This window comes from Sphingomonas pokkalii (assembly GCF_003096275.1).
GTDB classification, from domain to species: domain Bacteria; phylum Pseudomonadota; class Alphaproteobacteria; order Sphingomonadales; family Sphingomonadaceae; genus Sphingomonas; species Sphingomonas pokkalii.
On sequence record NZ_QENQ01000001.1, the window covers coordinates 548,363 to 571,833 of the forward strand.

Below are 23,471 nucleotides of genomic sequence, written 5' to 3' on the forward strand. Positions count from 1 at the left end.
GGGGCCGTCGCCGTACCGGATGACATGCCGGGGCCCCGCCGTCGCTAGACGATTCGTTTAGGCGATCTACGCGATCCGGCGATGCCGTGGCCGGGCAGGGCGTGGGAAGCAGGGCAGCATAACGGGTCCGCAACCCACCGACGTTTCAGGAGCATGGACATGACGACGATTTCGCCCGCCGCTGCGACGCCCTTCGCGGCCGCCCAGCTGATGCTTGCCGGCGGCGTGCTCGCCCAGCAATTCGCGCCGTTGGGGGCGGGGCCGCTGGCCACGGCAATGCTGCCCTCGCTGCTGTCGATCCAGCTGGGAACGCTGGCGAACGATGCGCAGCTTGCGACGCAGGCGGGCTTCGCCGCGCAGACCACGGGCCAAAGCACTGCGCGGATCGATCTGGGCGACGGCTATCACCTCGCCATCGACGAGCGGAACAGCGAGATGACGATCGTCAACGAAGCGACCGGCCAGAGCACCCGTGTCTGGGGCGATCCGCATGTCGATGTGAACGGCAAGCACCAGTTCGATTTCTACGGCACCACCACCTTCGAACTGGCGAACGGCACCAAGATCACCGTCAATACCGAACAGGCAAAGGACAATCCCAATGTCTATTTTGCGAGCCAGGTGGTGGTGACGCGCGGTGCCAATGCCGTGGTGATCGACGGCATCAGCCAGCAGCAGCTGGGTGACCTGTCGGTCAGCGTTTCGACCAACGGCTACGCACTGGATTCCGCCAACCGCGACGGCTTCACGGTGCACGAGGCGGCCGGCGGCTGGCAGACCGAGCTCGGCGCGACGGTGACGCAGGCGGACGCCGATCTGACCCGACCGGGCGCGATCTATGGGCCGGACAGCGCGATGCCCAGCCTCGCCGAGCTGGGCGCGGCGATCGGTGGCTTCCTGCTGTACGGCAGCATGATCAGCTTCATGTTCGACGCAACTGCGCGCGCGAGCGTTGCATCGCCGGAAAGCAGCCGGGTGCTCCGCCAGCTGCTGCTGCCGAACTGAGCGCCACCTCGCACCGGCCGGTCAGCGCGGCGGCGATGAATCCGTTGCGGGCCGTCTGGGCCCGCAACGGATTGTCACCGCGCTGCCCTGGGGTGCGAAGTGCAGCGTGAAGCCGTGCAGATCGACAATGGCCTTGACGAGCGCGAGCCCGAGGCCGGCGCCCGCACCGTCCCGTCGACCGCGATAGAATCGCTGGGTGACGAGCGATCGTTCGGCCAGCGGCACGCCTTGCCCCGCATCGGCGATGGTGATGTGGGGCACCCCGGCATCGCAGGTCAGCTGCGCGCTGACGGTTCCGCCAGCCGGCCCGAACTTCATGGCATTGTCGATCAGATTGGCGACCGCTTCGATCAACAGGCTGGCATCCCCTTCGACGGCTGGCACCGGCGCGCAGGTGCAGAGCAGCGTGATACCGCGGTCTTCCGCAAGCGGCTGGTGCAGGTCGCACGCATCTTCCACCAGCCGGGTGAGATCGACGGGGGCGAAGCGGCTGCGGCGGGCGTCGTTCTCCAGCTCGCGCAGGCGGAGCAGTGCCGCGACGATGCCGAGCAGGCCGTCGATCTCGGCCAGGCCGCGATCGATCACGGCTTCGAAGCCGGCGCGATCTTCGGCCTCGCGCAGCCCGCGTTCCAGCCCGGCGCGCAGGCGGGTAAGCGGGGTGCGGAGCTGGTGGGCGATATCGTCGCCGATGCCGCGCACCTCGGCGACCAGCATCTGCAACCGATCGAGCATGGTGTTGATGTGTGCGCACAGCAGGCCGAAACTGTCCGGCCGCACCGGCACCGGCAGGCGCTGGTCGAGATCGCCCGACACGATCCGTTCGGTGAGCAGCCGCACCGCATCCACCTGTCGCGCCGCGCGGCGGCCGGCGACAAGGCCGACGCCGAGCGCGAGGAACAGGCCCGGCAGCAGCCCGATCAGCAGCGATTGCCAGGTCAGCCGCAGCGCCTCCTCGGTATCGTCCAGGTCCATCCCGGCGAGCAGGCGGGTGCCATCGGCGAGCGGACAGAGGGTCAGGCGGGCAACGTCGCTGGTCTTGCCGGGCAGGCTGGTCGGCGCGATCGGCGCGACGAAGGACATGCCGCCGCCGGCGGGCGGCTCCGGCATGGTCGCGACATTGCCGGCGATCCGCTGCCCGCGCGCGTCGAACAGCGCGAGGAAGCGTTCGCGATGGATGTCGCGGGCAAGCCGCTCGCGCAGTTCCTCGATGCGCTCGGCGGGCGGGGTGAGCGCGAAGAAGCTGCAATCGTCGAGCAAGGTGTGCTCGATCGCGCGGCGATGGTTGCCGTTGGCGGTGACCCAGAACAGGGCGGCCAGCACCAGCGACTGGAGGACCAGGATCGCCGCCAGCGCGCCGCCCCAGCGCCAGGTCGCGCGGGTGCGGGGATCAGGCCGGAACATCGAAGACATAGCCCTGGCCGCGCACGTTGCGGATCAGCTGCGGCTCGCCCTCGCCATCCACCTTGCGGCGGAGGCGGCCCATATGGACGTCGACCACATTGCTGTTCGGTTCGAACGTGTAGCCCCAGACATCCTGGAGCAGCATCGATCGGGTGACGATGCGGCCGGGGCGGCGGACGAGATAGTCGAGCAGCTTCAACTCGCGGGGCAGCAGATCGAGCGGGCGTCCGGCGCGGCTGGCCTTGCCTTCCAGCAGATCGAGATCGAGCGGGCCGACGATCAGCCTTGTATCGCGCCGCTCGTCGGGGCGGCGGAGCAGCGCTTCGACACGGGCGAGCAGTTCGACCAGCGCGAACGGCTTGGGCAGATAGTCGTCGCCGCCCGCGCGCAGGCCGCGGACGCGATCGTCAAGGCTGCCGAGCGCGCTCAGCACCAGCGCGGGCGTGCGAAAGCCTTCGGCGCGCAGGGCGGCGATCAGCTCCAGCCCTTCGCCATCGGGGAGCTGGCGGTCGACGATCAGCAGGTCGATGCCGCCAGCCCGCGTTACCTCGGCCGCCGCCGCAAGGGTGGTGCGATGGACCACGGCATAGCCCGCGGCGGCCAGTTCGAGCTGGATTTCGTCGGCGGTGCCGGGATCGTCTTCGAGGAGCAGAATCTGCGTCACGCCCCTGTTTCGCGCCGATGGTCGCCGGGTCAACTGAATTGCGGTTCAGAGTCTGAACGCGGTTTTAGTCGACGCTGCCGCAGCCCTGTCTTTAGGGGACGGCCGATTGGTTCGGAGGCGGAAGATGCGGTTGCTGGCAGCGGTGGGATGGATGTGCCTGGCAGCACCCGCGCTGGCCCAGAGCGGCCCGGCATTGACGCTCGATGCGCTGGCGCAGGACGTGGTTGCCAACAATCCCGAGCGGCAATTCTACCGGCAGCAGATCGAAAGCGCCGGCATCGTCCGCGAAGCCGCAGGACGCTGGGCCGATCCGGAGGCGACCGTCGAGTTCGGCCAGCGCCGCGCAACCGACGTCAATACCGGTGCGCTGAACGGTGAGGGGATGACCTATGCCGTCTCGATCGCCCAGCCGATCGAGTTCGGCGGGCGGATCGCGCTGCGCCGGGCGATCGCCGACCGGCAGGTGGCATTGGCGCGGATCGGGCTCCAGCAGTTCGATGCCACGCTGGCGGCGCGGGCGCGTTCGCTCGGCTATCGGCTGTTCGCCGCGGATGAGAAGGCGGCGGCTGCGCGATCGGTGGCGCACCGGTTGCGGACGCTGGCGCAGGTGATCGTCGCCCGCGATCCCGCCGGCCCGTCGCCGCAACTGGAGGCGACCGCGCTCCAGGCGAGCGCGATCAGCGCCGAGCGGAGCGCCGCGGCGGCGGATGCCGAGGCGAACTCGATTCTCTACGAACTCAACCAGTTGCGCGGGGCGTCCTTTGCCGCCCGGATTCGGATCGTGCGGCCCGACATGACCCTGCCCGATCTGCCGCCCGATGCGATGCTGGTCGCCAGGGCGAGCGCGAACAATTTCGAGTTGCAGGCACTGCGCGCGCAGTTCGAGCAACAGGGGCTGCGCGTGGACCTGGCCAAGAAGGCGCGCATTCCGGTGGTGAGCGTCGGCCCCTATTACGACCGTGCCCGATCGGACATTCGCGAGACCAATGTCGGCGTGCGGCTTTCCACTTCGATCCCCTTGTGGAACCGGCAGGCCGGCGATGTCGCGGCCGAGCAGGGGCGGCAGGCCCAGGCCAATGCCACGCTGATCGCCGCCGAGCGCCGCGTCGCCCGCGAAGTGTTCGACCAGGCTGCCCAATATCAGGCCAAGCGCGAGGCGCTTTCGAAATGGGATGGCGGCTCTGCCCAGCGCTTCGCCGCCGCAGCGGTGGAGGCGGATCGCAACTATCGGCTCGGTGCGATCCCGCTGACCATCTATACCCAGATGCAGCAGGCCTATCTCGAGGCGACGAGCGCGATCCTCGACACAAGGCGCGATGCGATCGAGGCACTCCTCCAGCTGCGCGCCCTCAATGGCGGCGTGCCGCTGGCGCGCTGAGGGAATCGCGATGCGCTGGCTCCACTGGGTCACTCACCACCGGCTCGCCGTGGCCGCGGTCAGCGCGATCGTCGCCGCGATCGGGCTCTGGTCCTATTTCAGCCTGCAGATCGATGCGATCCCGGACATCACCGGCGTGCAGGTGCAGATCAACACCCAGGTGCCCGCGCTGGCACCGGAGGAGATCGAACGGCTGGTGACGTTGCCGATCGAGCGGGCGATGGGCGGCCAGCCGGGGCTGGACCAGACGCGCTCGCTCACCAAGACCGGGCTGAGCCAAGTGACCCTGCTCTACAAGGACGGCATCGATCCGCTGAAGGCGCGCCAGCTTGTTTCCGAACGGTTGACGGCGGTGCGCGATCAGCTGCCGCCGGGCAGCACGCCGCAGCTGGCGCCGATCACCACGGGGCTGGGCGAAATCTATTACTATACGCTCGCGTGGCGCCAGCCACCGCCGGGCATGGCGGCCGAGCGGCAGTTGATGGAGCTGTACGAGGCGCAGGAATATACCGTGCGACCGATGCTGCGCGCGGTGCCGGGCGTGGCCGATGTCAATTCGAGCGGTGGGCTGGAGGAGCAATATGTCGTCCAGCCGGACCCGGCGAAGCTGACCGCGCATGGCGTGACCGCGGCCGAACTGGCGGCCGCGGTGGCCGGCAATGTCGAGAATGCCGGCGGCGGCATTATCGCGCGCGGGAGCGAGCGCTTCGCTGTCCGCACCAATGCGCGGGTGATGACGTCCGCGGAAATCGGCGCCATTCCGGTGAAGTTCGCGGCCGGCATACTGCCGCTCCAGGTCCGCGATCTTGCCAGTATCGTCACCAGCCATGGCCCGCGTCAGGGCGCGGCGACGCAGAACGGGCAGGAGACGGTGCTGGGCACGGTGATGATGCTGGTCGGCCAGAACAGCCGGCAGGTTGCGCTCCGCGTCGATCGGGCGTTGCCCGAGATCCAGGCGGCATTGCCCAAGGGCATGGTGATCGATCGGCAGTATAGCCGCGCCGATCTGGTCGACCGGACGATCGCCACGGTCGAGCGCAACCTGGGCGAGGGCGCGCTGCTGGTCGCGCTGGTGCTGCTGGTGGTGATGGGCAATTGGCGGGCTGCGCTGATGGTGGCGCTGGTGATCCCGCTCGCCTTTCTGGTCACCGTCAGCGGAATGCACGCGATCGGGGTTTCGGGCAATCTGATGAGCCTGGGCGCACTCGATTTCGGGCTGATCGTGGACGGCGCGATCGTCGTCGTCGAAAATGCGCTGCGGCTGCTGGCGGTGCGCCGGCAGGAGAAGGGCGCCGACCTGACGCTGGAGGAACGCCGCGCCACTGTCGCCAAGGCAGCGCGCAGCGTGGCGCGGCCGACCTTTTTCGGCATCGCCATCATTGCCCTGGTCTATGTTCCGGTGCTGAGCCTGGGCGGCGTGGAGGGCAAGCTGTTCCAGCCGATGGCGCAGGCGGTGATGCTGGCGATCGTCGCCGGGCTCGCCTGGACCTTCACGATCGTGCCGATGCTCACGGCCTGGCTGCTGCGTGCGCCCGTGCATCATGCCGAGACGGGGCATGAGAAAGGCCTGATGGGCATTGCCGATCGCCTCTATACGCCGCTGCTCTCGGCCGCGCTGGCGCATCCGCTGCTGCTGGTGCTCGCTGCCGTCGCGATGCTCGGCGGAACCTTCCTCACGTTTCGCACGCTCGGCGCGCAATTCACCCCGCAGCTCGACGAAGGCGCGATTACCGCGATGGTCTATCGCCCGGTCGGCATGTCGCTGGAGCGCAGCCTGGCGATCGAGCAGGCGAACGAGCGTGCGATCCGCAAGGCCTTTCCGCAGGTGACGCACACCTTCTCCCGCATCGGCACCAGCGAAGTCGCGACCGATCCGATGCCGCCCGAACAGAACGACCTCTATGTCTTCTACAAGCCCGAGAAGGAATGGCCGAAGGGCGAGGGGATGCCCCGCACCAAGGCGGAACTGATCGCCGGCATCGAGAAGGTGGCGCAGCGCGTCTATGCCGAGCAGAGCTTCGCCTTCGCCCAGCCGATCGAAATGCGCTTCAACGAGATGCTGGAAGGCGTCCGCGCGGACGTGGCGGTAAAGATCTACGGCAACGATTACGACGTGCTGGAGCGGGCGGCCGCACAGGCCAAGGCGATCCTGGAGAAGCAGTCCGGCACCGAAAGCGTCGAGTTCGAGACGAGCGGCCGGCCCAAGACCATCGTCGTCGAGCTGGATCGCGCCGCACTGCTGCGGCTGGGCATCGGCGCGCAGGAAGTGAACCGGGCGATCAGCGACGCGGTGGCAGGTGCGGAAGTGGGGTTCATTCCGCACAATGCCGCGCGCCATGCCATCGTGATCCGTATGGCCGAAGGGCTGCGCGCCGATCCGCAGACGATCCTGGCGCTGCCGCTGCGCGTCGGCGCCTATGGCATGGTGCCGCTGTCGCGCGTCGCCCGGCTGCGCGAAACCCGGATGGTGGAGCCGATCCTGCACGATAACGGCAATCGCCGGGCTGCGCTGATGGTCAACCTCTCCACCAGCGATCTCGCCGGCTATGTCGAGGCGGCGCGCGCCGAGCTGGCGCGGCGGATCCCGCTGCCGCCGGGCTATCGCATCGCGTTCGGCGGCCAGTATCACCAGCTCGAGGCGGCGCAACGGCGGCTTTCGATCGTGGTGCCGGCAGCGCTGCTGATGATCTTCGCGCTGGTCTATCTCGCGCTCGGCAGCGTCCGCGAAGCGGCAATCGTCTATACCGGCATTCCCTTCGCCGTCACCGGCGGGGTGATGGCGCTATGGCTGCGCGACATGCCCTTCTCGATCACCGCCGCGATCGGCTTCATTGCGCTTTCCGGCATCGCGATGCTCAACGGGTTGGTGCTGATCGACCATATCAGCGGCCTCCGCGATGGCCGCGATGGCGCGGCGCTGCCGATCGACCAGGCCGTTCGCCAGGGCGCCCGTGATCGTCTGCGCCCGGTTCTGTCGACCGCGCTGGTCGCCTCGATCGGTTTCCTGCCGATGGCGATCGCGAGCGGGGCGGGGGCCGAGGTACAGCGGCCGCTGGCGACGGTGGTGATCGGGGGGATCGTCACCTCGACGCTGCTCACGCTGCTATTGCTGCCCAGCCTGTACCGCTGGGCGCTGGCGCCGGGAACGACCGCGTCCAGGAACGTGCCGGCGGCAACCGGGGGATGATGCTTGCCGCATGCGCGCGGTGGAAGGGCGAATGGCCGCAATGCCTATGGCCCTTCACATGGCCTGTCACCCTCCAGCCACGCAGGCGTTGCCGCCCGGCACCATGGCGGATCGAGCGGGGTTGGTCGCCGTGGCGCCGTAGATTTCGCCAATATCGCTGATCCACGCCGAGGCCATTCTCCAGGGAAGGGCCAGAATTTCACCTGATCTGGCGCAAAATATTCCAAATGGTGGTTGCGAAACCTGCAATATTGCGTTCGCGTTTGGCGCAAGCTGCTGGACAGCTAGGTCGGTTGTGGTAATTGTCTTGTATCAGGCGGGGGTGCTTGTAGCAGGTCGTCAGGTTCTGATTCCGCTCGGGCTTGAGTGTTGTAGGCGATCATCCTTTGCATCGAAGGGGAGTGATGCTGATGCTAGCGGACCCGGGCGTACTCAACGGATATTTGGATTCCGAACACGATACCTGGTCTGCGCTGGTCGAACGTCATCATCTGGATGTCGCGACCCACGCATGTAGCACATATATGGACGGTCTGTCCCGGCTACTGCCCTGCGCAACCGCGCCTGTGCCGCTCGAGGCTTTGAATTCGACACTGGCACGTCTTACTTCCTGGCGACTGGTCAGCTCTGCCGGCATGGTCGACGACACTTTTCTTTTTCGCGCTACGGCGGAGCATCAGTTTCCGGTCGCGTCCAAAGTCCGGTCTCCGGAAGAGTTGGCGTTCGCGGCTTTGCCGGACATGTTTCATGATGTTTATGGTCATGTCCCCTATCTGTTGACGCCGCGGGGCGCGCTTGCGCATCGGATGTTTGGGGAAGTCGCCCGCGCCGGAGGATATGCGCCGACCCTGGTGCAGCAACTCTCGACGCTGTTCTGGTTTACTTTCGAAGTGGGGCTGGTGCGCGAGGCCGGCATGGTGAAGGTGCTGGGTGCCGCCATCCTCACTTCTGCGGAAGAGCGTCGCAACGTCGGCAGAGGTGATGGAGACATCATGCCGTTCGATCTCGATGCGGTGTTGGAGACGCCGTTTCAGCCCCGATCGCTTCAGCCGCGCTATTTCCTGCTTTCGAAGTTCAGCGAAATCTTCGTGGCACTGAAGCGGTTGGCACCCCGGCGCCCGCGCTGACCATGGCGGGCGAAGGATGGTATCTGCGGCCGGATGTGGAGGTCGAGCCGCTTGTCGGCCGCTGGTCCGCCTGGGTGAACCTGATTCCTCCCGCCACCGCCGCGTTCACGATGGTCGAACGGCAGTTGCGCGCGATGGAATCCTTCGCCCGATCACCGGCGCTGCACGCGGCCTCCGTGCGCAATCCCCTGCTTCGCAGCGGCCCCTTCATCGATCTGCCGCCCGATCGCGCGCCCGAGATCGCGGCGCTGGTGGAGGCAGCGAGGAACCGGGCCGCGCCGCAGATCGCGTTCGTCCACGCCGTGCGCACGCTGGGGGCGCTGTTGCGGGAACGCGCGACCGGTGGCGCACTCGATGCGCTCCACGAGGAGGTGCCGGCGGTGCTGCGCGGCCTTGTGGAGCTCTATTATGATCGGCACCACCGGCCCGACTTCCGCTTCTACGAGGCGCTGCTGTACGACACCCCGCTCTACGACACCGGGCTGCAGCGTCTCACGCTTCGCCGCAGTGCCGGGGATCGCAGCCGATCATTCGTCTTTTCGACGCCGCGGCTTCCCGACCCGGCCGTGGTGGAACTGGCGCTTCCGTTCGCGTCGCCCGCACTGGATCTGCTGTTCGCCGCGCGTGCCACCCCCGTCGCGCTGCCGGCGCTGCAGGAGGCGCTCGGCCCGGCGCTGGAAGCCGACCAGCAGGCGCTGTTCGAGACTCTGTTCACGCCGGAGGCCCCTCCGCCGCGCGCGCGCTATGACGGCACCGCTCCCCGCATCCGCTATTTCGGCCATGCCTGCCTGCTGATCGAAACCCGGCAGACGTCGCTGCTCGTCGACCCGCTGCTGGGCTATGACCAACCGGGCGGACCCGACCGTTTCACCTATGCCGATCTGCCGGAGTGGATCGACACGGTGCTGATAACGCATGCGCATCACGACCATGTCGTGCTGGAGACGTTGCTCCAGTTGCGGCACCGCATCGGCCGCATCGTCGTCCCGCGAAACGTCGCCGGTGCGTTGCAGGATCCTTCGCTGGTGTTGCTGCTGCGCGCGCTCGGCTTTCGCGATGTTGTCGGGCTCGACGCGATGGACACGCTGCCGCTCGGGGCCGACGAGGAACTGACCGCGCTGCCCTTTGTGGGCGAGCATCACGACCTGCTGGTGGGAAGCAAGCTGACCTACCATCTGCGGTTCGGACGTTCGACGGTGCTGGTGGCGGCGGACAGCTGCAACATGGCGCCGGATCTGTATCGCCATGTCCGCGCGCGCCTGGGACCGATCGATACGTTGTTCCTGGGCATGGAATGCGAGGGGGCGCCCCTTTCCTGGGTCTATGGCACGTTGCTGGACCAGCAGACGACGCGGGAGAATGATCAGGCGCGGCGGGGACGAGGCAGCAACGCCGCCGAAGGACTGGATCTGGTGCGGTGCTTCGATCCTGCCCGCGCCTTTGTCTATGCCATGGGTGCGGAGCCCTGGCTGAATCACATCCTCGACCTCGACTATCAGGCAGGGGACCTGGCGATCCGCGAATCGGATGCCTTCGTGGCGGCGTGCCGTGCCCAGGGTCGGGTTGCGGAGCGGTTGTTCCTCAAGCGGGAGATCCATGTATGACCCCTCCGACATCGCATGCGATCGGTGCGCGCCCGAGCGAGACTTCTCCTGTGCCGTCGCCAGGCGCGGACCTGTTCCTGGGCGCGGGCCGCAACCCGCCCGGATCCTGGCAGCTGTCGCTATCGGCCGGCAGCCGGCAGATGCTCGACCGGATCTGCGGTGGTGATCCCCTGACGGAGGCCGTAGCGCTGCAGGGCGCGCTGGCGCTGCTGCTGCATCGCTACGGCGCGCAGACGATCGAGCTGCATACGCCGCCGCTGCTGCCGCAGCTGGACTCCGGGGCAGGGGAGGGGGCGATCCCGTTCCGCTACCATGTCGACGAAACGCTTACCGGGCGCGAGTGGCTGCTGCAGGCCCAGCAGATCGCGGCGACCACCTATGCGCGGCCCGGTATCGCCACGGCCGGCCATGCCGCCGCCCAGCTGCGGGACGAGCGGGTGCATGCGCCTTTTCCGGAAGATGCGGGGGGGAGCATTCGGCTCACTTTCGGCGAAGGCGATGGCAACCGGTATCGGCTGGACGATCCCGACGGGCTGTTGCCGCCGGCCTTCGCGGCCCGATTGGGCGGCCATTTCGATGCGATCCTCGAAGGACTAGCGCAACTGGACGCGGCCATCGGCGCGATTGCACTGCTCGATACGGCGGAAGAGGATCGGCTGCGCGCACTGGAGGAGGGCGGCCCTTCCTGCGCGGCGGGCGAGACGCTGGTTTCCCTGTTCCGGCGATGGGCACGAACGACGCCCGAAGCGGTCGCGCTGATCGCTCCGCAAGCCAGGGCGGGCGATGATGCCGCGATGGCCGGCGGCACGATGCGTTACGACGTGCTGGAACGCGAAGTCGCGCGTATCGCCCATCATCTGGTCGATCGCTGCGGTGTCACGGCGGGCGCGCGGGTAGCGGTGGCCGCAACACGCTCCGCCGATACCGTCCTCTGCTTCCTCGGCGCTCTGGCGGCAGGTGCGGCCATCCTGCCCTTCGATCCCGCGGCGCCGGTGGCGCTGATCGCCGAGATGCTGGAGCAGGCCCAGGCGACGATATTGCTGGTATCGCCGGAATCGGCGGAGCTGGCCGTCGCCTTCCCCCATTTGCGAACACGCTGCCCGGCGGTGGAGGCGGCGGACTGGCCCGATGCGCCGATGCCGTTCGCTCACGCGCCCGGCCCGGACGACGTGGCCGCGCTGATCTTCACCTCCGGTTCCGAGGGCAAGCCCAAAGCCGTGCTGCTGCCGCATTCGGGCCTGGCCAATACGGTGGCGGATCATGTCGCGCGGCTGAAGGTGGGGGCAGGGGATCGCTGCCTCCAGTTCATGGCACCCTTTTTCGACGGCGGCTTGCTGGACATCTTCACGCCGCTGGCAGGCGGTGCGGCACTGGTTTGCCCGAGCGCCTCGACGCTGGCGGATCCCAAGGCCTTTCTGGCCTTTCTGGGGGAGACCGGCGTGACGTTGCTCACCGCCACCCCGGCCTATCTCTCGCTGCTCGATGCGGAGCGGCTTCCCTGCCTTCGCGTCGTGATTTCGGCGGCGGAGCGGGCGAGAGCGGCGGACTTTCGCAGGCTCGCTCCGCGATGTTCGCTGTTCAACGGCTATGGTCCCACCGAGGCGTCGATCAACACCACCCTCTATGCGGCGCCGGCCGATTTCGCCGACGAGACGGTGCCGATCGGGCGGCCTTCCGCAGGCAAGCGCGTCTCCATCGTGGATGCCCAGAACAGGCGCCTGCCCCAAGGCGTGATCGGCGAGATCGCGATCAGCGGCACTGGACTGGCCCAAGGCTATCTAAACGACGCCGAGCGTACCGCCCAACGGTTCTTTATCGGGCCGGAGGGCGCGCGGACCTATCGCACCGGCGATCTGGCCGCATGGGACGCGCACGGACAGCTGCATTTCATCGGCCGCAGGGACCAGCAGGTGAAGATCGGCGGCCGCCGCGTCGAGCTGGGGCAGATCGAATGGGCGATGTTCGAACATCCCAGCGTGCGGGATGCCGCGGTGCTGTTCGACGACGGCCGCCTGACAGCGGTCTTCGTGACGCCGGGTATCGCGGGGCCGGAAGCGGAGGCCATGTTGCTGGCCCATCTTGAAACCCTGTTGCCGGCGCACATGCTTCCCGCCGACCTGCTTGCCGTGGAGAAGGTGGCGCGTACATCCAGCGGCAAGGTGGACACCGGCGCACTGGCAGCGCTGGCACGGGCCCGCCGGACGCGCCGCGCCGCCTTTCGCGCGCGAACCCCGACGGAATCGGCATTGCTGGAGATATGGCGGGCGGCGCTGCAGATCGACGAAATCGACGAGGATGCGGATTTCTTCCGGCTGGGCGGGGATTCGATCCGGATGATCGACGCGGTGCATGCCGCCCGCGAGCGTGGCTATGACATCGAGGTGGCCGATCTGATCGACCACCGCACGCTGCGCGCGCTGGCGCAGGCGTTGGATTCGCGGACTGCGGGGGACGTGGCAGCGCCCGCGCCGGTGGACCTTTCCCTGTCAGCGGCGGAGCGAGCCTCGCTTCCCCCCGGCTTCGAACACGCCTTTCCCGTTTCGGGAATGCAAGCGCTGATGCTGCGCTGGTACGACGAGCCGGATGCCGCCGCCGGCGATGTCTATCACTGCGTGGCGCATTGGCAGTTGCGCGATACCGGCGTGCGGGAGGCGGCGCTGGTGGCGGCGGCCCGCGCGCTCGTTCGCCGCCACCCGATCCTGCGCACGGGATTTGCGGTGGCGTCTCCAACCGGGCGGCCGGTGCAGGCGGAGCTGGCAGAAACCTCGTTCCCGCTGCACGTGAGCGATCTCACCGATCTGGCGGAGGCGGCGCAGCAGGCCGCTGTCGAGCGGATCTTCGCGCGCGCGCGTACCGAGCGCTTCGCGATCGAGCGCGAACCCGCACCCTTTGCGCGACTTCACCTGATCCTGCGATCGACCGACAGGTTCGATGTGATCCTCGCCGCGCATCACGCGGTGATGGACGGATGGAGCAGCGTCCTGCTGGAGAATGATTTCGCGCGCTTCTATCGTGATGCCAAGGAGGGGCGGCTGGACGCGGACGCCGTTGCCGCCGGCGGCAGCTACGCCGAATTCGTGGCAGTCGATCTGCGTGCCCGGCAATCGAGCAGCGCGGCGGCATTCTGGCGGGAGCGCTGGCGCGCGCTGCCGGAATCTGCGGTTGCCAGCCCGTCGGCGGAGTCGATCATGCCTTTGTTCCGGACGCGGGAAGCACGCCTCGATCCGGAACTGGTGACGACGCTTGCGGTCCATGCTGCGCGGCAAGGCTGTACCCCGAAGGCGATCTGCCTTTCGGCCTTCCTGTCCGCGCTCTCGCAATGCCTGGGCGCGGCACCGCCGATCGGGGTGGTCGCCAATGGCCGAACCGCGCAGCTGCGCGATCCGTTGGGCTCGACCGGGCTGTTCTGGAACGTCGTCCCCTTCCTGGCGGCGGGGGACGCCATAGCGCCGGCGGCGGTGCAGGCCGAGCTGGAAGCGATGGCGCCGTTCGAGGGGCATCCGCTGGCCGCGATGCTGGCCGCCGCAGGGCGCGAGCGGCTGTTCGATCTCTGTTTCAACTTCATCCAGATGCATCATGCGCAGACCGGGTTCGGCGGGCTGGAGGAGACCGGTTTCGCCGCGGTGGATCGCTTTCACTATGGGCTGACGCTGTTTGTCGATCATGCCCCCGCCGCCGATCCCCCCCATGGCGGGCTGCGGATCGAATATCGGCGTGATCGCTGGAGCGACAACGCGGCGGAGCGGCTGCTGGTCGGCTTCGTCGAGGCGCTGGCCAGCATCGTCGAGCCGGTGGCGGCGCTGTGAGCGGCGGGTCGCGCGTACCGGGCGACGATGCCGTACCGACGGGGCTTCTCGCCTGGCCGCACGATTCGGCCGATGCGAGCGTCCACGCATCGGCGACGTTGCCGGCCGGCTCGGTCGCGGCGATCGCGGCACTGGCGGATCGGGCTGAGGACGGCGTGCGGGACGTGCTGCGTGCGCTCGTGCATGCGCTGCTCTATCGTTATCTCGACGCGGATCTCACCGTCCGGCTGGAGGCCGACGGAGACGGTACTCCGACGGCCTGGATGCGGCCTGCCCGCGGCGACACGCGATTTTGCGACCTCATCGCCGAAGCCGATCATCCGGTATCGCCGGGCGCGGCGGACGGTTCGGCCAATCTGGTGCTTTGCTTCGATCCTCCACAGGGGGAAGCGTGGCGCGAGGGGCAGATACGGATCCGCTATTGCGCGGAACGTAACAGTCTGGAGGTGGTCGGCACGGGGCCGCGAGCGATGCTCGAGCGGTTGGCGGTGCATGGCGCGCGCATGCTGGCCCATGCGGCGCTGGCGCCGGAAACCGCACTCGACGGGCTCGACCTGCTCGACGCGGACGATCACCTCCGTCTTGCGCCCCTTGCCGGACCCAGGCTCGCCATCGAGGGGCCGGGCACGATCCATGCGACGATCCTGGCTCAGGCTGCGCGAACGCCCGGGCGCATCGCGGCGTCATGCGCCGAGGAGGCGCTCAGCTACGCGCAACTGGCGGAGCGGTCGGCAGGATTGGCGGCGGCGCTGCGCGAGGCCGGCGCAGCCCCGGGCGACGTCGTCGCGATCCACGCGCCGCGCGGCTGTGGGCTGCTCGTCGCCGTGCTGGCGGTGCTTCGGTCGGGCGCTGCCGCGCTGCTGCTCGATCCGCTCCAGCCCGAAGCGCGATCGGCGCGGATGCTGGCCCTTGCGAATGTTCGGTGCGCCGTGGGGCCGGGTGGGGGGCCGGCATGGCTGCAGTCGCTGGGACTGCGCTGGATCGACAGCGGCGCAGCGGCGCAGGCCGGCGCGTGCGCGGACGCCGAGGTTTCCGGCGCGGACACCGCCTATGTGATCTTCACGTCCGGCAGCACCGGCGATCCCAAGGGCGTCGCGGTGTCCCACGCGGCGATGGTCAACCGCATGCACTGGCTGGGCCATGCCTATGGGCTGGGCGAAACCGATGTGTCGCTGGCGCGCACTGCCCTTTCCTTCGATCCCGCCTGGTGCGAGATGCTGCGGGTCTTGGGCCATGGCGGCCGCGTCCATTTCCTGCCGCATGGCGAGGAGCGAGACCCTGCCGCGGTCGTCGAGGCGATCGCTGCGGCAGGTGTCACGATTATCGATCTCGTGCCTGCGCCGCTCGAGGCGCTGCTGGAGCATTGCCGCGTCTTCGGCGGCGCGGACCGGCTGCGCAGCCTGCGCTGGGTGCTGGCGGGGGCGGAAGAACTGCCCGGGCGCCTGATCACCGCCTTTCGTCGCGAGCTGGGCGGCACCGGTGCCCGGCTGATCAACGGATGGGGCGCGACCGAGACGACCGTGGACACGTCCTGGCTGGACTGCACGGACCTGCCGGGAGACGCGCCCGCGCCGATCGGCATGCCGATAGGCAATTGCGATGTCCACCTCCTTAGCCGCGCGGGGCTTGCCATGCCCCCGGGCATGGCGGGAGAGATCGTCGTCGGCGGTGCCTGCCTGGCGACGGGATACCTGGATCCGGAGGAAACCGCGCGGCGGTTCCGCGCCTTGCCCGCGCTGGGCGGGCGGCGCGGCTATCTGTCGGGCGATCGCGCCCGGCTGGCGACGAGCGGCGTCCTCCATTTCGCCAGCCGCAGCGGTGCGTTCGGCAAGATCCGCGGGGTGCGGGTGGCGCCGCGCGAGATCGTCGATGCCGCGACCGGCCACCCGGCGGTTCGCGAAGCGATCCTGCACTTTACGGCCGGCGACAACGGCGCGCGGGAAGCTGCGTTGCTCTATGTCGTCCCCCATGCCGGCCGAACGCTCGCCAGCGGGGAGGTGATGGCGCTGCTGGCCGATCGGCTGCCGGCGACGATGCTGCCGGATCATTGCCTCGTCCTGACCGAACTCCCGCGCAACGCGAGCGAGAAGATCGATTTCCGCCGGCTTCCACTGCCGCCCGCCGAGCCGCCCGCCGCGCCGGAAGAAAACCTGACCGGATGGGTGCAGCAATGCTGCGCGGCGCTGATCGGTCGGCCGATCGGCCCGCTGGAGGACTTCTTCCTGGCGGGCGGCCATTCGCTTGCCGTCGTGCGGCTGATTGCGCGGGTCGCCGAGGAGCAGGGCGCGGCGCTGACGGTGCGCGATGTGTATCGCGCGCGAACTCCCGCCGCGATCGCCGATCAGATCGCTGCCGCGCCGCCTGCCGCGGTGCAGGGTATCGACGGCGACCGCAGCATACGGGCTTCCCACGCCCAGCGGCGTCTGTGGCTGCTCAGTCGCGATGCCCGGGGCTCGCTCGCCTATCATGTGCCCCTCAATCTGCCGCTTGGTGAACGATGGGATCTCGCCATCCTGCAGCGGGCGGTCGATGGGCTGGTTGGCCGACATGAGATCCTGCGGACGCGCTTCGCGCTTGCCGGGCAGGAGCTGGTGCAGCACATCGATCCCGCAGTGTCTGGCGCGGTGCCGGTGGAACTGGTGGAGCCTGCACCCGGCGAGTCGGTGGAAGCATGCCTGGCGCGGCTGCACGCCAGGCCTTTCGACCTGGCGGCAGGCCCCCTGTTGCGCGTGGGCCTGCTGCGCGCCGCCGACGACGCGGCAGACCTGTTGTGGATCACGCAACACCATATCGTGACCGACGCCTGGTCGATGGGACTGCTCGTCGACGAGCTGCGTGACCGGTATCGTGCCGCCTGCCACGGCGAAGCGGCGGGATATGGTCCGCTTCGCATCCAGCATCGCGATATTGTCGCCTGGCAGGAGCGCTGGATTGCCGGTCCGGCCGGTCGGCAGGCGCGCGCCTATTGGCGGGACGCGCTGACTCCGCCGCCGCCGCGGCTCCAGCTGCCGACGGACTTTCCGCGCCGCGCCGACGGCACGCGCAGTGGTGCCGTGCTGCACGCCACCTTGCCCGAACCGTGCAACACGGCCTTTCTCGATCGCGCCCGGGCAAGCGGCGCCAGCCCGTTCATGGGGTATCTGGCGGCGATAGCCGTGTTGCTGTCCCGCTGGTCCGGCCAGTCGGACTTCCTTCTGGGCGCGCCGGTGGCGGGGCGGACGCTGCACGCCTTCGAGGATCAGCTCGGCTGCTTCGTCAACAGCCTCCCGCTGCGTGCGCAGATCGAGGATGGAGACAGTCTCGCCGAGGTGCTGGCGCGGGTGCGCGAGACGTGCCTTGACGCCCTGGAACATCAGCTATGCCCCTTCGATCGCATCGTGGAAGACGTGCTGGCGGAGCGGCCGCTGGAGGTGCATCCGCTGTTCGACGCGATGGTCGTCCTTCAGAACGCACCGACGGCGCGCAGCGAGGCAGTGGTTTCGGACGTCGTCGTCCCGGAAACGGAGCTGGCGCAGAGCAAGCTCGATCTGATCTTCACCTTCGCGGAAAGCGACGGACGCTGGTCGCTTCGGATCGACTATGATTCGTCGCTGTACACGCCGCCGACGGTGCGGCGCCTGGCAGATCAGTTCCAGGAACTCCTGACCGACTTTGTCGAGCGGCCGGAGACCCGGATCGGCGCGCTTTCTCCCCCGGCCACCCCCTATCCCGCGCCCGCCTGCCAGGGGGCAGGCACAATGCATGCCGCGTTCGAGCGATGGGCGGACGCCGAAGGAGAGCGAACGGCGCTCGTCTCCGGTGACCATCGGCGCAGTTATGCCGAGCTCGATCTTGCGGCAACCGCACTGGCGCAGATCGTGTTCGCGCAGCTTTCGGGGCGTCGCGGAATCGTCGCCCTGTATCTGCAACGATCCGATCGCGTGGTGGAAGCGCAGCTGGCGGTGCTCAAGGCAGGCTGCGCCTTTCTGATCTTGAACCCCGGCGATCCGCCGGCGCGTCTGGCGTGGCAGCTGTCCGACAGTGCTGCGCTGGCCGTGATCGATGCGGCGGACAGCCCCTTTCCCGCGCTTCCGCCGGGATGTGAGCGGGTGCGCATCGGTCCGCGCGGGGCCGCGGCGACAGCGGCGGATCCCGCGTCGCTGCCGTCCATCGATCGGGAGGACGGTGCCTATGTGATCTACACATCGGGGTCGACCGGAACGCCGAAGGGGGTACTGGTCTCGCACGCATCGGCCTGTTCCCTGCTGGAAGCCGCACGCCATGTAATTCCGCCGCACACGGACGAATGCTGGAGCGTCTTCCATGCGTTCAACTTCGATTTTTCGGTGTGGGAAGTCTTCGTGCCGCTGTCGCGCGGCGCGGTGGCGGTGGTGGCAGAAGATGCGGTGCGCCGCGATGCGACCGCCTTTGCGACGCTGGTGCGGGATCGCCAGGTGACGGTGCTGTCGCAGGTTCCCACCGCCTTCGAGCATATCGGACCCGAACTGGCGCGCCACGCGCCGCCGCAGCTTCGATGGGTGGTGTTCGGCGGGGAGCCAGTGAACCTGCCGTTGTTGCGGCGGATTCTGCCGCAACTGCCCGCGGTCCGTTTCCTGAACGGCTATGGCATCACCGAGACGACGGTGTTCTCGACGTTCAAGCCGCTGGACGCCAGCTGTGAGATTCAGAATATCGGCACGCCGCTCGACAACCAGCGCCTATGGGTGATGGACGCGGCCTTGCGCCCGGTCTTGCCCGGCGCGGTTGGCGAAATCTGCATCAGCGGCCCGGCGGTAGCGCGCGGATATATCAATCCGCCGAAGGACCGCCCCAACGGCTTCGTGCAGATGCCGGGCTGGCCGGGTGTGGCACTGTATCGCTCGGGGGATTTCGGCCGTTGGAACGCCGAAGGCGAGCTGCTCTTCCTGGGGCGCCGCGACCGGCAGGTGAAGCGCCATGGGTACCGGATCGAACTGGACGAGATCCGGGTCGCGGTGCTGGGGCTGGAGGGCGTGGAGGACTGCGCCGTGTTGCCGGTCCGCACGGGAACCAGGGAGCCGGAGATCGTAGCCTTTCTGGCGGCTCCCGGCAGGGGTGGGGAAAGTGCGGAAGCGCTGCGTGCCGCGTTGCTGCGCGTTCTGCCGCCCTACATGGTGCCCGGGCGCTTCGTGATACTTCCGCGCTTTCCCTTACTGGAGAATGGGAAGACGGACCTTGTCGCGCTGGAGGCGAGCTTGGCCGATTCGCCGGCACCCGCCCCGGCAACGGACGCGACCGACGGGCCGCTGGGCTGCATCCTCCAGGCGATGCGGGAGGTTACCGGCGATGCCGGGCTCGGCCCGGATGACGATTTCTTTCGCGCCGGCGGGCATTCGCTGGCGGCGATCCGGGTTCTTGCCGAGGTTGAGGCGGCGCTGGGTGTCCGCCTGGAGCTGGAAGCCTTGTTCGACCAGCCGACGGCCAGGGCGCTCGCCCAACGCATTCCGATCGTCACGCCGATCGAGGCGGTAACGGAGGATGTGCTCGACGGAACATGTTATCCCGCGTCCGCCATCCAGGCGGGGCTCTGGGCGATGGAGCATTTCCGGCCGGCCGACCTTCCCGCCGCACTGGTGGAATGCCGCGAATTGCCGATGGGGATCGATCCAGATCGATGCGTGGCGGCGTTCGCGGCGGTGTTCGCCCGGTTCGACATCTTCCGGACGACCTTCGCGTCGGAAGCAGGCACGTTGATGCAACGGATCGATGCAGCGGGCACGCAGGGCGCGACTTTCCGGATCGCGCAGGCGGTGCCGGGTCATGCGTTCCAGGCGCAGATCGACGATGCGATAGCGACAGAGGCAGCGCAGCCCTTCGATCTGTCTGCCGGCCCGCTGGTACGCCTGGTTCTTCTGGTCGGCGAAGCGGTGCCTCCGGTGCTGATCTGCGCGGCGCACCATGCCGTGTGGGACGGTGCTTCGCTGGATCTGACCGTGGCGGCATGGCAGCAGGCCTATGCCGCGCTGGCCACGGGCAGAACGCCCCCTGCCAGGCGCGAGCAGGCGCAGTTCGTCGCCTTTCTGCGCCGCGAGGCGGCCCGCGCCGAAACGGCCGAGGGACGGGAAGCCATCGCCTTCTGGCGTGAGCGGCGTGGCGCCGGTGGGGGGCTGGACCGCCTGACACCGCGCACGGCAAGCGAGCATTATGTGGGCTCGACCTGCCGCTTCGCGCTGGAAGGAGCGCCGTTCGAGGCACTGCGCACGATATGCGCGGAGCAGGGCGCAACGCTGTTCGCCGGGGTGCAGGCCCTAACGCGCGGCTGGCTGTGGTTTCGCTGGGCGGCCGCGTCCGTGGCGATCGGATCACCGGTCCTGCGTCGCGAGGGCGCCGCCTTCGCGGAGACGCCCGGGCCATTTCTGAACCATGCCATCCTGCGCATCGCCGTGAAAGGTACCGATACGTTGCGCGGCATCACCGCGCGAGCCGCCGACGAGATCCGCGCCGGCCTGCGCCATACATTCGTAGCGCCGGAATCGGTGGGCCCGAGCGGGCCGGAACGGCTGTTCGACCTGGGCCTTACCTTGCAGTCGCCGGACTCCGCGGGGCGCGGCGCCGGACCAGGCGGGGAAAGCGGGCGCCTGTTCGGCCTTCCCACGCCCTTGTGGCTGGATGTGACCCCATCCGATGCGGCGTTGCGGTTCGATCTGGTTGCCAATCACGACTTCTTCGAGCCCCTATCGGTGCCGGGCCTGGGCGCGGATGCCCAGCGCTGGTTCGAAGCGCTGATCGCGGCGCCGGATGCGCCGCTGGCGAAGGTCGAGCGACCCGGCGCGCGCCTGCGCATGGCATTGCATGTGGAATAGCGCCGTGCCGGCTGCCCTTGCCCGGGTGTTGGCGCAGTCGGTACGGGCGTCGAGGCGACGGATGGGGCGGCGCAGACCGCGCTGCGGTGGCGGTCAGCCGTGCATCTGGGTGGCGAGATAATCGTCCAGGGTTTCCGCGCGGCGGATCCGTTCCACGGTGCCATTCTCCCGCAGCAGCAGCTCCTGGGGGCGCAGGCGGCCGTTATACTGGAATCCCATTGCATGGCCGTGCGCGCCGGTATCGTGGAACAGCAGGTAATCGCCTTCCTGCGGGGCCGGGAGCGCGATCTGTTCCGCGAACTTGTCATTGTTCTCGCAGACCGACCCGACCACGTCGACGAGAACCGGTGGCCCCGATCGCGCGACGCCGTCGCGATCGAGAACCGTGACGTGATTATAGGCATGGGGATACATGCCTGGGCGCATAAGCGCGCTCATGCTCGCATCGACGCCGACAAAGTTGCGGTACTTCGACATGACGTTGATGACCTGGGCGATCATGATCCCGTGCGGCCCCGTGATCGCGCGGCCGCACTCCATCAGCAGGCCGGGGCGCTGGCCGTGGCGCGCGGTGAAGGCGTCCAGCGATTCGCGGACGGCGGCGGCGAAGCAGTCGAGGTCGAATGCCGCCTCGCCCGGGCGATAAGGGATGCCGATCCCGCCACCCATGTTGACGAATTCGAGGCTGATGCCGAGCCGGTCGACCAGCGCGCCCGCCGTGTCGAGCAGCATCTGGAGGGACCCGTGCAGCACGCGCCAGTCGAGCGCGTTGGTGACCAGCATCATGTGCAGACCGAAATGTTGTGCGCCCCGTTCGCGGGCGCGGCGAAAGGCTGATTCCAGCTGATCGCGGCGCAGGCCGAACTTGGCCTCGCGGGGCGTGCCGAGCACGGTGGTGCCGGTGCCCTCGCCGGGATTGAAGCGAAAGCAGATTCGCTTCGGGAGCGCGGGGACTTTCTCGACGAAGCTCGCATCGTCCAGGTTGAGGATCGCACCGCCATCGGCCAGCGCCGCGGCAAACTCCGCCTGCGACGTGTTGTTGGAGGTGAACATGATGTCGTCGCCCCGCGCACCAACCCGCCGCGCCATTTCCAGCTCCGGGATGGAGCTGCAGTCGAACCCGAAGCCCAGTTCGCGGTGCAGGAGATCGAGGATGCGGAGATTGGGCAGCGCCTTGATGGCGAAATACTCGCGGAAGCCGGGAATGTCGCCGAACTGCCGGTTCAGCCGCCGCCCCGTCTGCAGGATGCCTGCTTCGTCGTACAGGTGAAAGGGCGTGCCGAACCGCTCGACCAGCGTGGGGAGCGAGGCGGTCAGGCGCTGGTAGAAGGTGTCGGCAATGGGCACGGCGCGTTAGGACAGGAGCGTGCTCAACAACCGCTCATATTGCGTGCCGGTATCGAACGGGTCGTAGCGCGGCGCGCCGTCCGCGGCGAGGAAGCGGGCAAGGGGCTCCACCACCACGGCATAGGATGGCTTGTGCTTGTACTGGATCGAGATCCTGTCGCGCCGGATCTCGCCGACCCGATGCTGCACGGCGCGATACCGGCCGTTCGTCCAGCGCTGGAGATAGTCGCCCATGAAACCGACGAGCACGTCCGGCCCGGCGGGAACGCTCTGCCAGGCGCCGTTCGGGGAAAGCAGCTCGAGCCCGGGTTCGTCCTGGATGACAATGGTGAAGACCGCCCGATCGATATGGGGCGACATCCCATAGGGCATGGAATTGCCCAGTTCGGCGCTGGAGCCCGGCGCATAGTAATTGAGGCCCAGCCGGTGCATCGGGGATTCGAAAAAGGGTGCGAAGCGATCCTCCGCATTGCCGAGGCCGATCGCGGCGAGCGTCATCAACTGGTCGCCCAGGCGCTCAAGGCGGGCGAAAAGCATGCTGCTGTCGGCGAAGGGGGCGTGAAAATGCGCGGTATCAATCGCCGTCGCCGCGGCGGGGCGATCATGGGAACGGCCGATCCGATACTGTTCGCATGCTTCCGCCCCCCCGTGGAACAGGCTCTTCTCCGCGCCCAGACGCCGATATCCCAGGAACTGGGTTTCGACGCCGGCGGTGTAGCGCGCCTTGTCTTCTGCGGGGCGACGGAAGAAGGCGGCCGTTTCCTCCAGCGTGCGCCGGATCAGCCCCAAATCGATGCCGTGGTTCGTCAGTTCGAAATAGCCGGTTTCCGAACACGCCGTGTCGAGCGACTGCGCCGCCTGGCGCACCGCGTCGTCCGTCGGTGCAGCTCCCGGATCGGGCAAGGCGACGATAGGAAGACTGTGGACTGAAACCTGTGTAGCCATCGGATCCCCGCGAACATGGTGCAAACCAGAATACTTAAGCGAATCCACTTACTATGCCCGGTCTGATGCCGCTTCTATTCATGTGTTCGAATAGAAGTGAATCAACGATTTTCTTGATAGGTATCGCATCGCCTTTCGAAAAGAAATAAAAATCCAGTTGTCGCCAACCTTCGATTGCGGATCGGC

The 23,471-nt window shown here is 68.1% G+C and carries 11 protein-coding genes; 7 read left to right on the forward strand and 4 right to left on the reverse strand.

Annotated elements, in window-relative coordinates:
* The first annotated feature begins 159 nt into the window (after positions 1-159).
* Positions 160-1,005: a DUF1521 domain-containing protein gene (locus DD559_RS02685; RefSeq protein WP_165830955.1), complete on the forward strand. Its 846-nt coding sequence runs from the start codon at positions 160-162 to the stop codon at positions 1,003-1,005.
* A gap of 21 nt (positions 1,006-1,026) precedes the next feature.
* Here DD559_RS02685 and DD559_RS02690 read toward each other — a convergent pair whose 3' ends face one another.
* Both DD559_RS02690 and DD559_RS02695 read right to left on the reverse strand, forming a co-directional pair.
* Positions 1,027-2,406, reverse strand: coding sequence for a sensor histidine kinase (locus tag DD559_RS02690; RefSeq protein WP_116467831.1), 1,380 nt, complete (start codon positions 2,404-2,406; stop codon positions 1,027-1,029).
* Complete coding sequence (locus DD559_RS02695) at positions 2,393-3,070, reverse strand: response regulator transcription factor (RefSeq protein ID WP_116467832.1); 678 nt, start codon at positions 3,068-3,070, stop codon at positions 2,393-2,395. The genes DD559_RS02690 and DD559_RS02695 overlap by 14 nt, the downstream gene beginning before the upstream one ends.
* 124 nt (positions 3,071-3,194) lie before the next feature.
* On the opposite strand from DD559_RS02695, the gene DD559_RS02700 reads away from it, so the two are divergent.
* The 6 genes from DD559_RS02700 to DD559_RS02725 all read left to right on the forward strand — a co-directional run bounded on the left by DD559_RS02700 (position 3,195) and on the right by DD559_RS02725 (position 20,993).
* Positions 3,195-4,448 (forward strand): TolC family protein, encoded by a 1,254-nt coding sequence (locus DD559_RS02700; protein ID WP_116467833.1) that lies wholly within the window; start codon positions 3,195-3,197, stop codon positions 4,446-4,448.
* A gap of 10 nt (positions 4,449-4,458) precedes the next feature.
* Positions 4,459-7,635, forward strand: a complete 3,177-nt coding sequence (locus DD559_RS02705; protein ID WP_116470669.1) for an efflux RND transporter permease subunit — start codon at positions 4,459-4,461, stop codon at positions 7,633-7,635.
* Between the two features lie 404 nt (positions 7,636-8,039).
* A complete protein-coding gene (locus tag DD559_RS02710) occupies positions 8,040-8,762 on the forward strand; it encodes a hypothetical protein (RefSeq protein ID WP_116467834.1) in 723 nt (240 codons plus the stop codon).
* 2 nt (positions 8,763-8,764) lie between these two features.
* Positions 8,765-10,366: an MBL fold metallo-hydrolase gene (locus DD559_RS02715; protein ID WP_116467835.1), complete on the forward strand. Its 1,602-nt coding sequence runs from the start codon at positions 8,765-8,767 to the stop codon at positions 10,364-10,366.
* A gap of 50 nt (positions 10,367-10,416) precedes the next feature.
* A complete protein-coding gene (locus tag DD559_RS02720) occupies positions 10,417-14,172 on the forward strand; it encodes a non-ribosomal peptide synthetase (protein WP_116467836.1) in 3,756 nt (1,251 codons plus the stop codon).
* On the forward strand, positions 14,169-20,993 hold the full coding sequence (locus DD559_RS02725) for a non-ribosomal peptide synthetase (RefSeq protein ID WP_116467837.1): 6,825 nt from the start codon (positions 14,169-14,171) through the stop codon (positions 20,991-20,993). The genes DD559_RS02720 and DD559_RS02725 overlap by 4 nt, the downstream gene beginning before the upstream one ends.
* Positions 20,994-21,086: 93 nt before the next feature.
* Here DD559_RS02725 and DD559_RS02730 read toward each other — a convergent pair whose 3' ends face one another.
* Together DD559_RS02730 and DD559_RS02735 are read right to left on the reverse strand one after the other, a co-directional pair.
* Positions 21,087-22,340: a diaminopimelate decarboxylase family protein gene (locus DD559_RS02730; RefSeq protein ID WP_116467838.1), complete on the reverse strand. Its 1,254-nt coding sequence runs from the start codon at positions 22,338-22,340 to the stop codon at positions 21,087-21,089.
* 6 nt (positions 22,341-22,346) lie between these two features.
* Positions 22,347-23,243 (reverse strand): 2OG-Fe(II) oxygenase family protein, encoded by an 897-nt coding sequence (locus tag DD559_RS02735; protein WP_165830956.1) that lies wholly within the window; start codon positions 23,241-23,243, stop codon positions 22,347-22,349.
* Positions 23,244-23,471 lie beyond the last annotated feature (228 nt).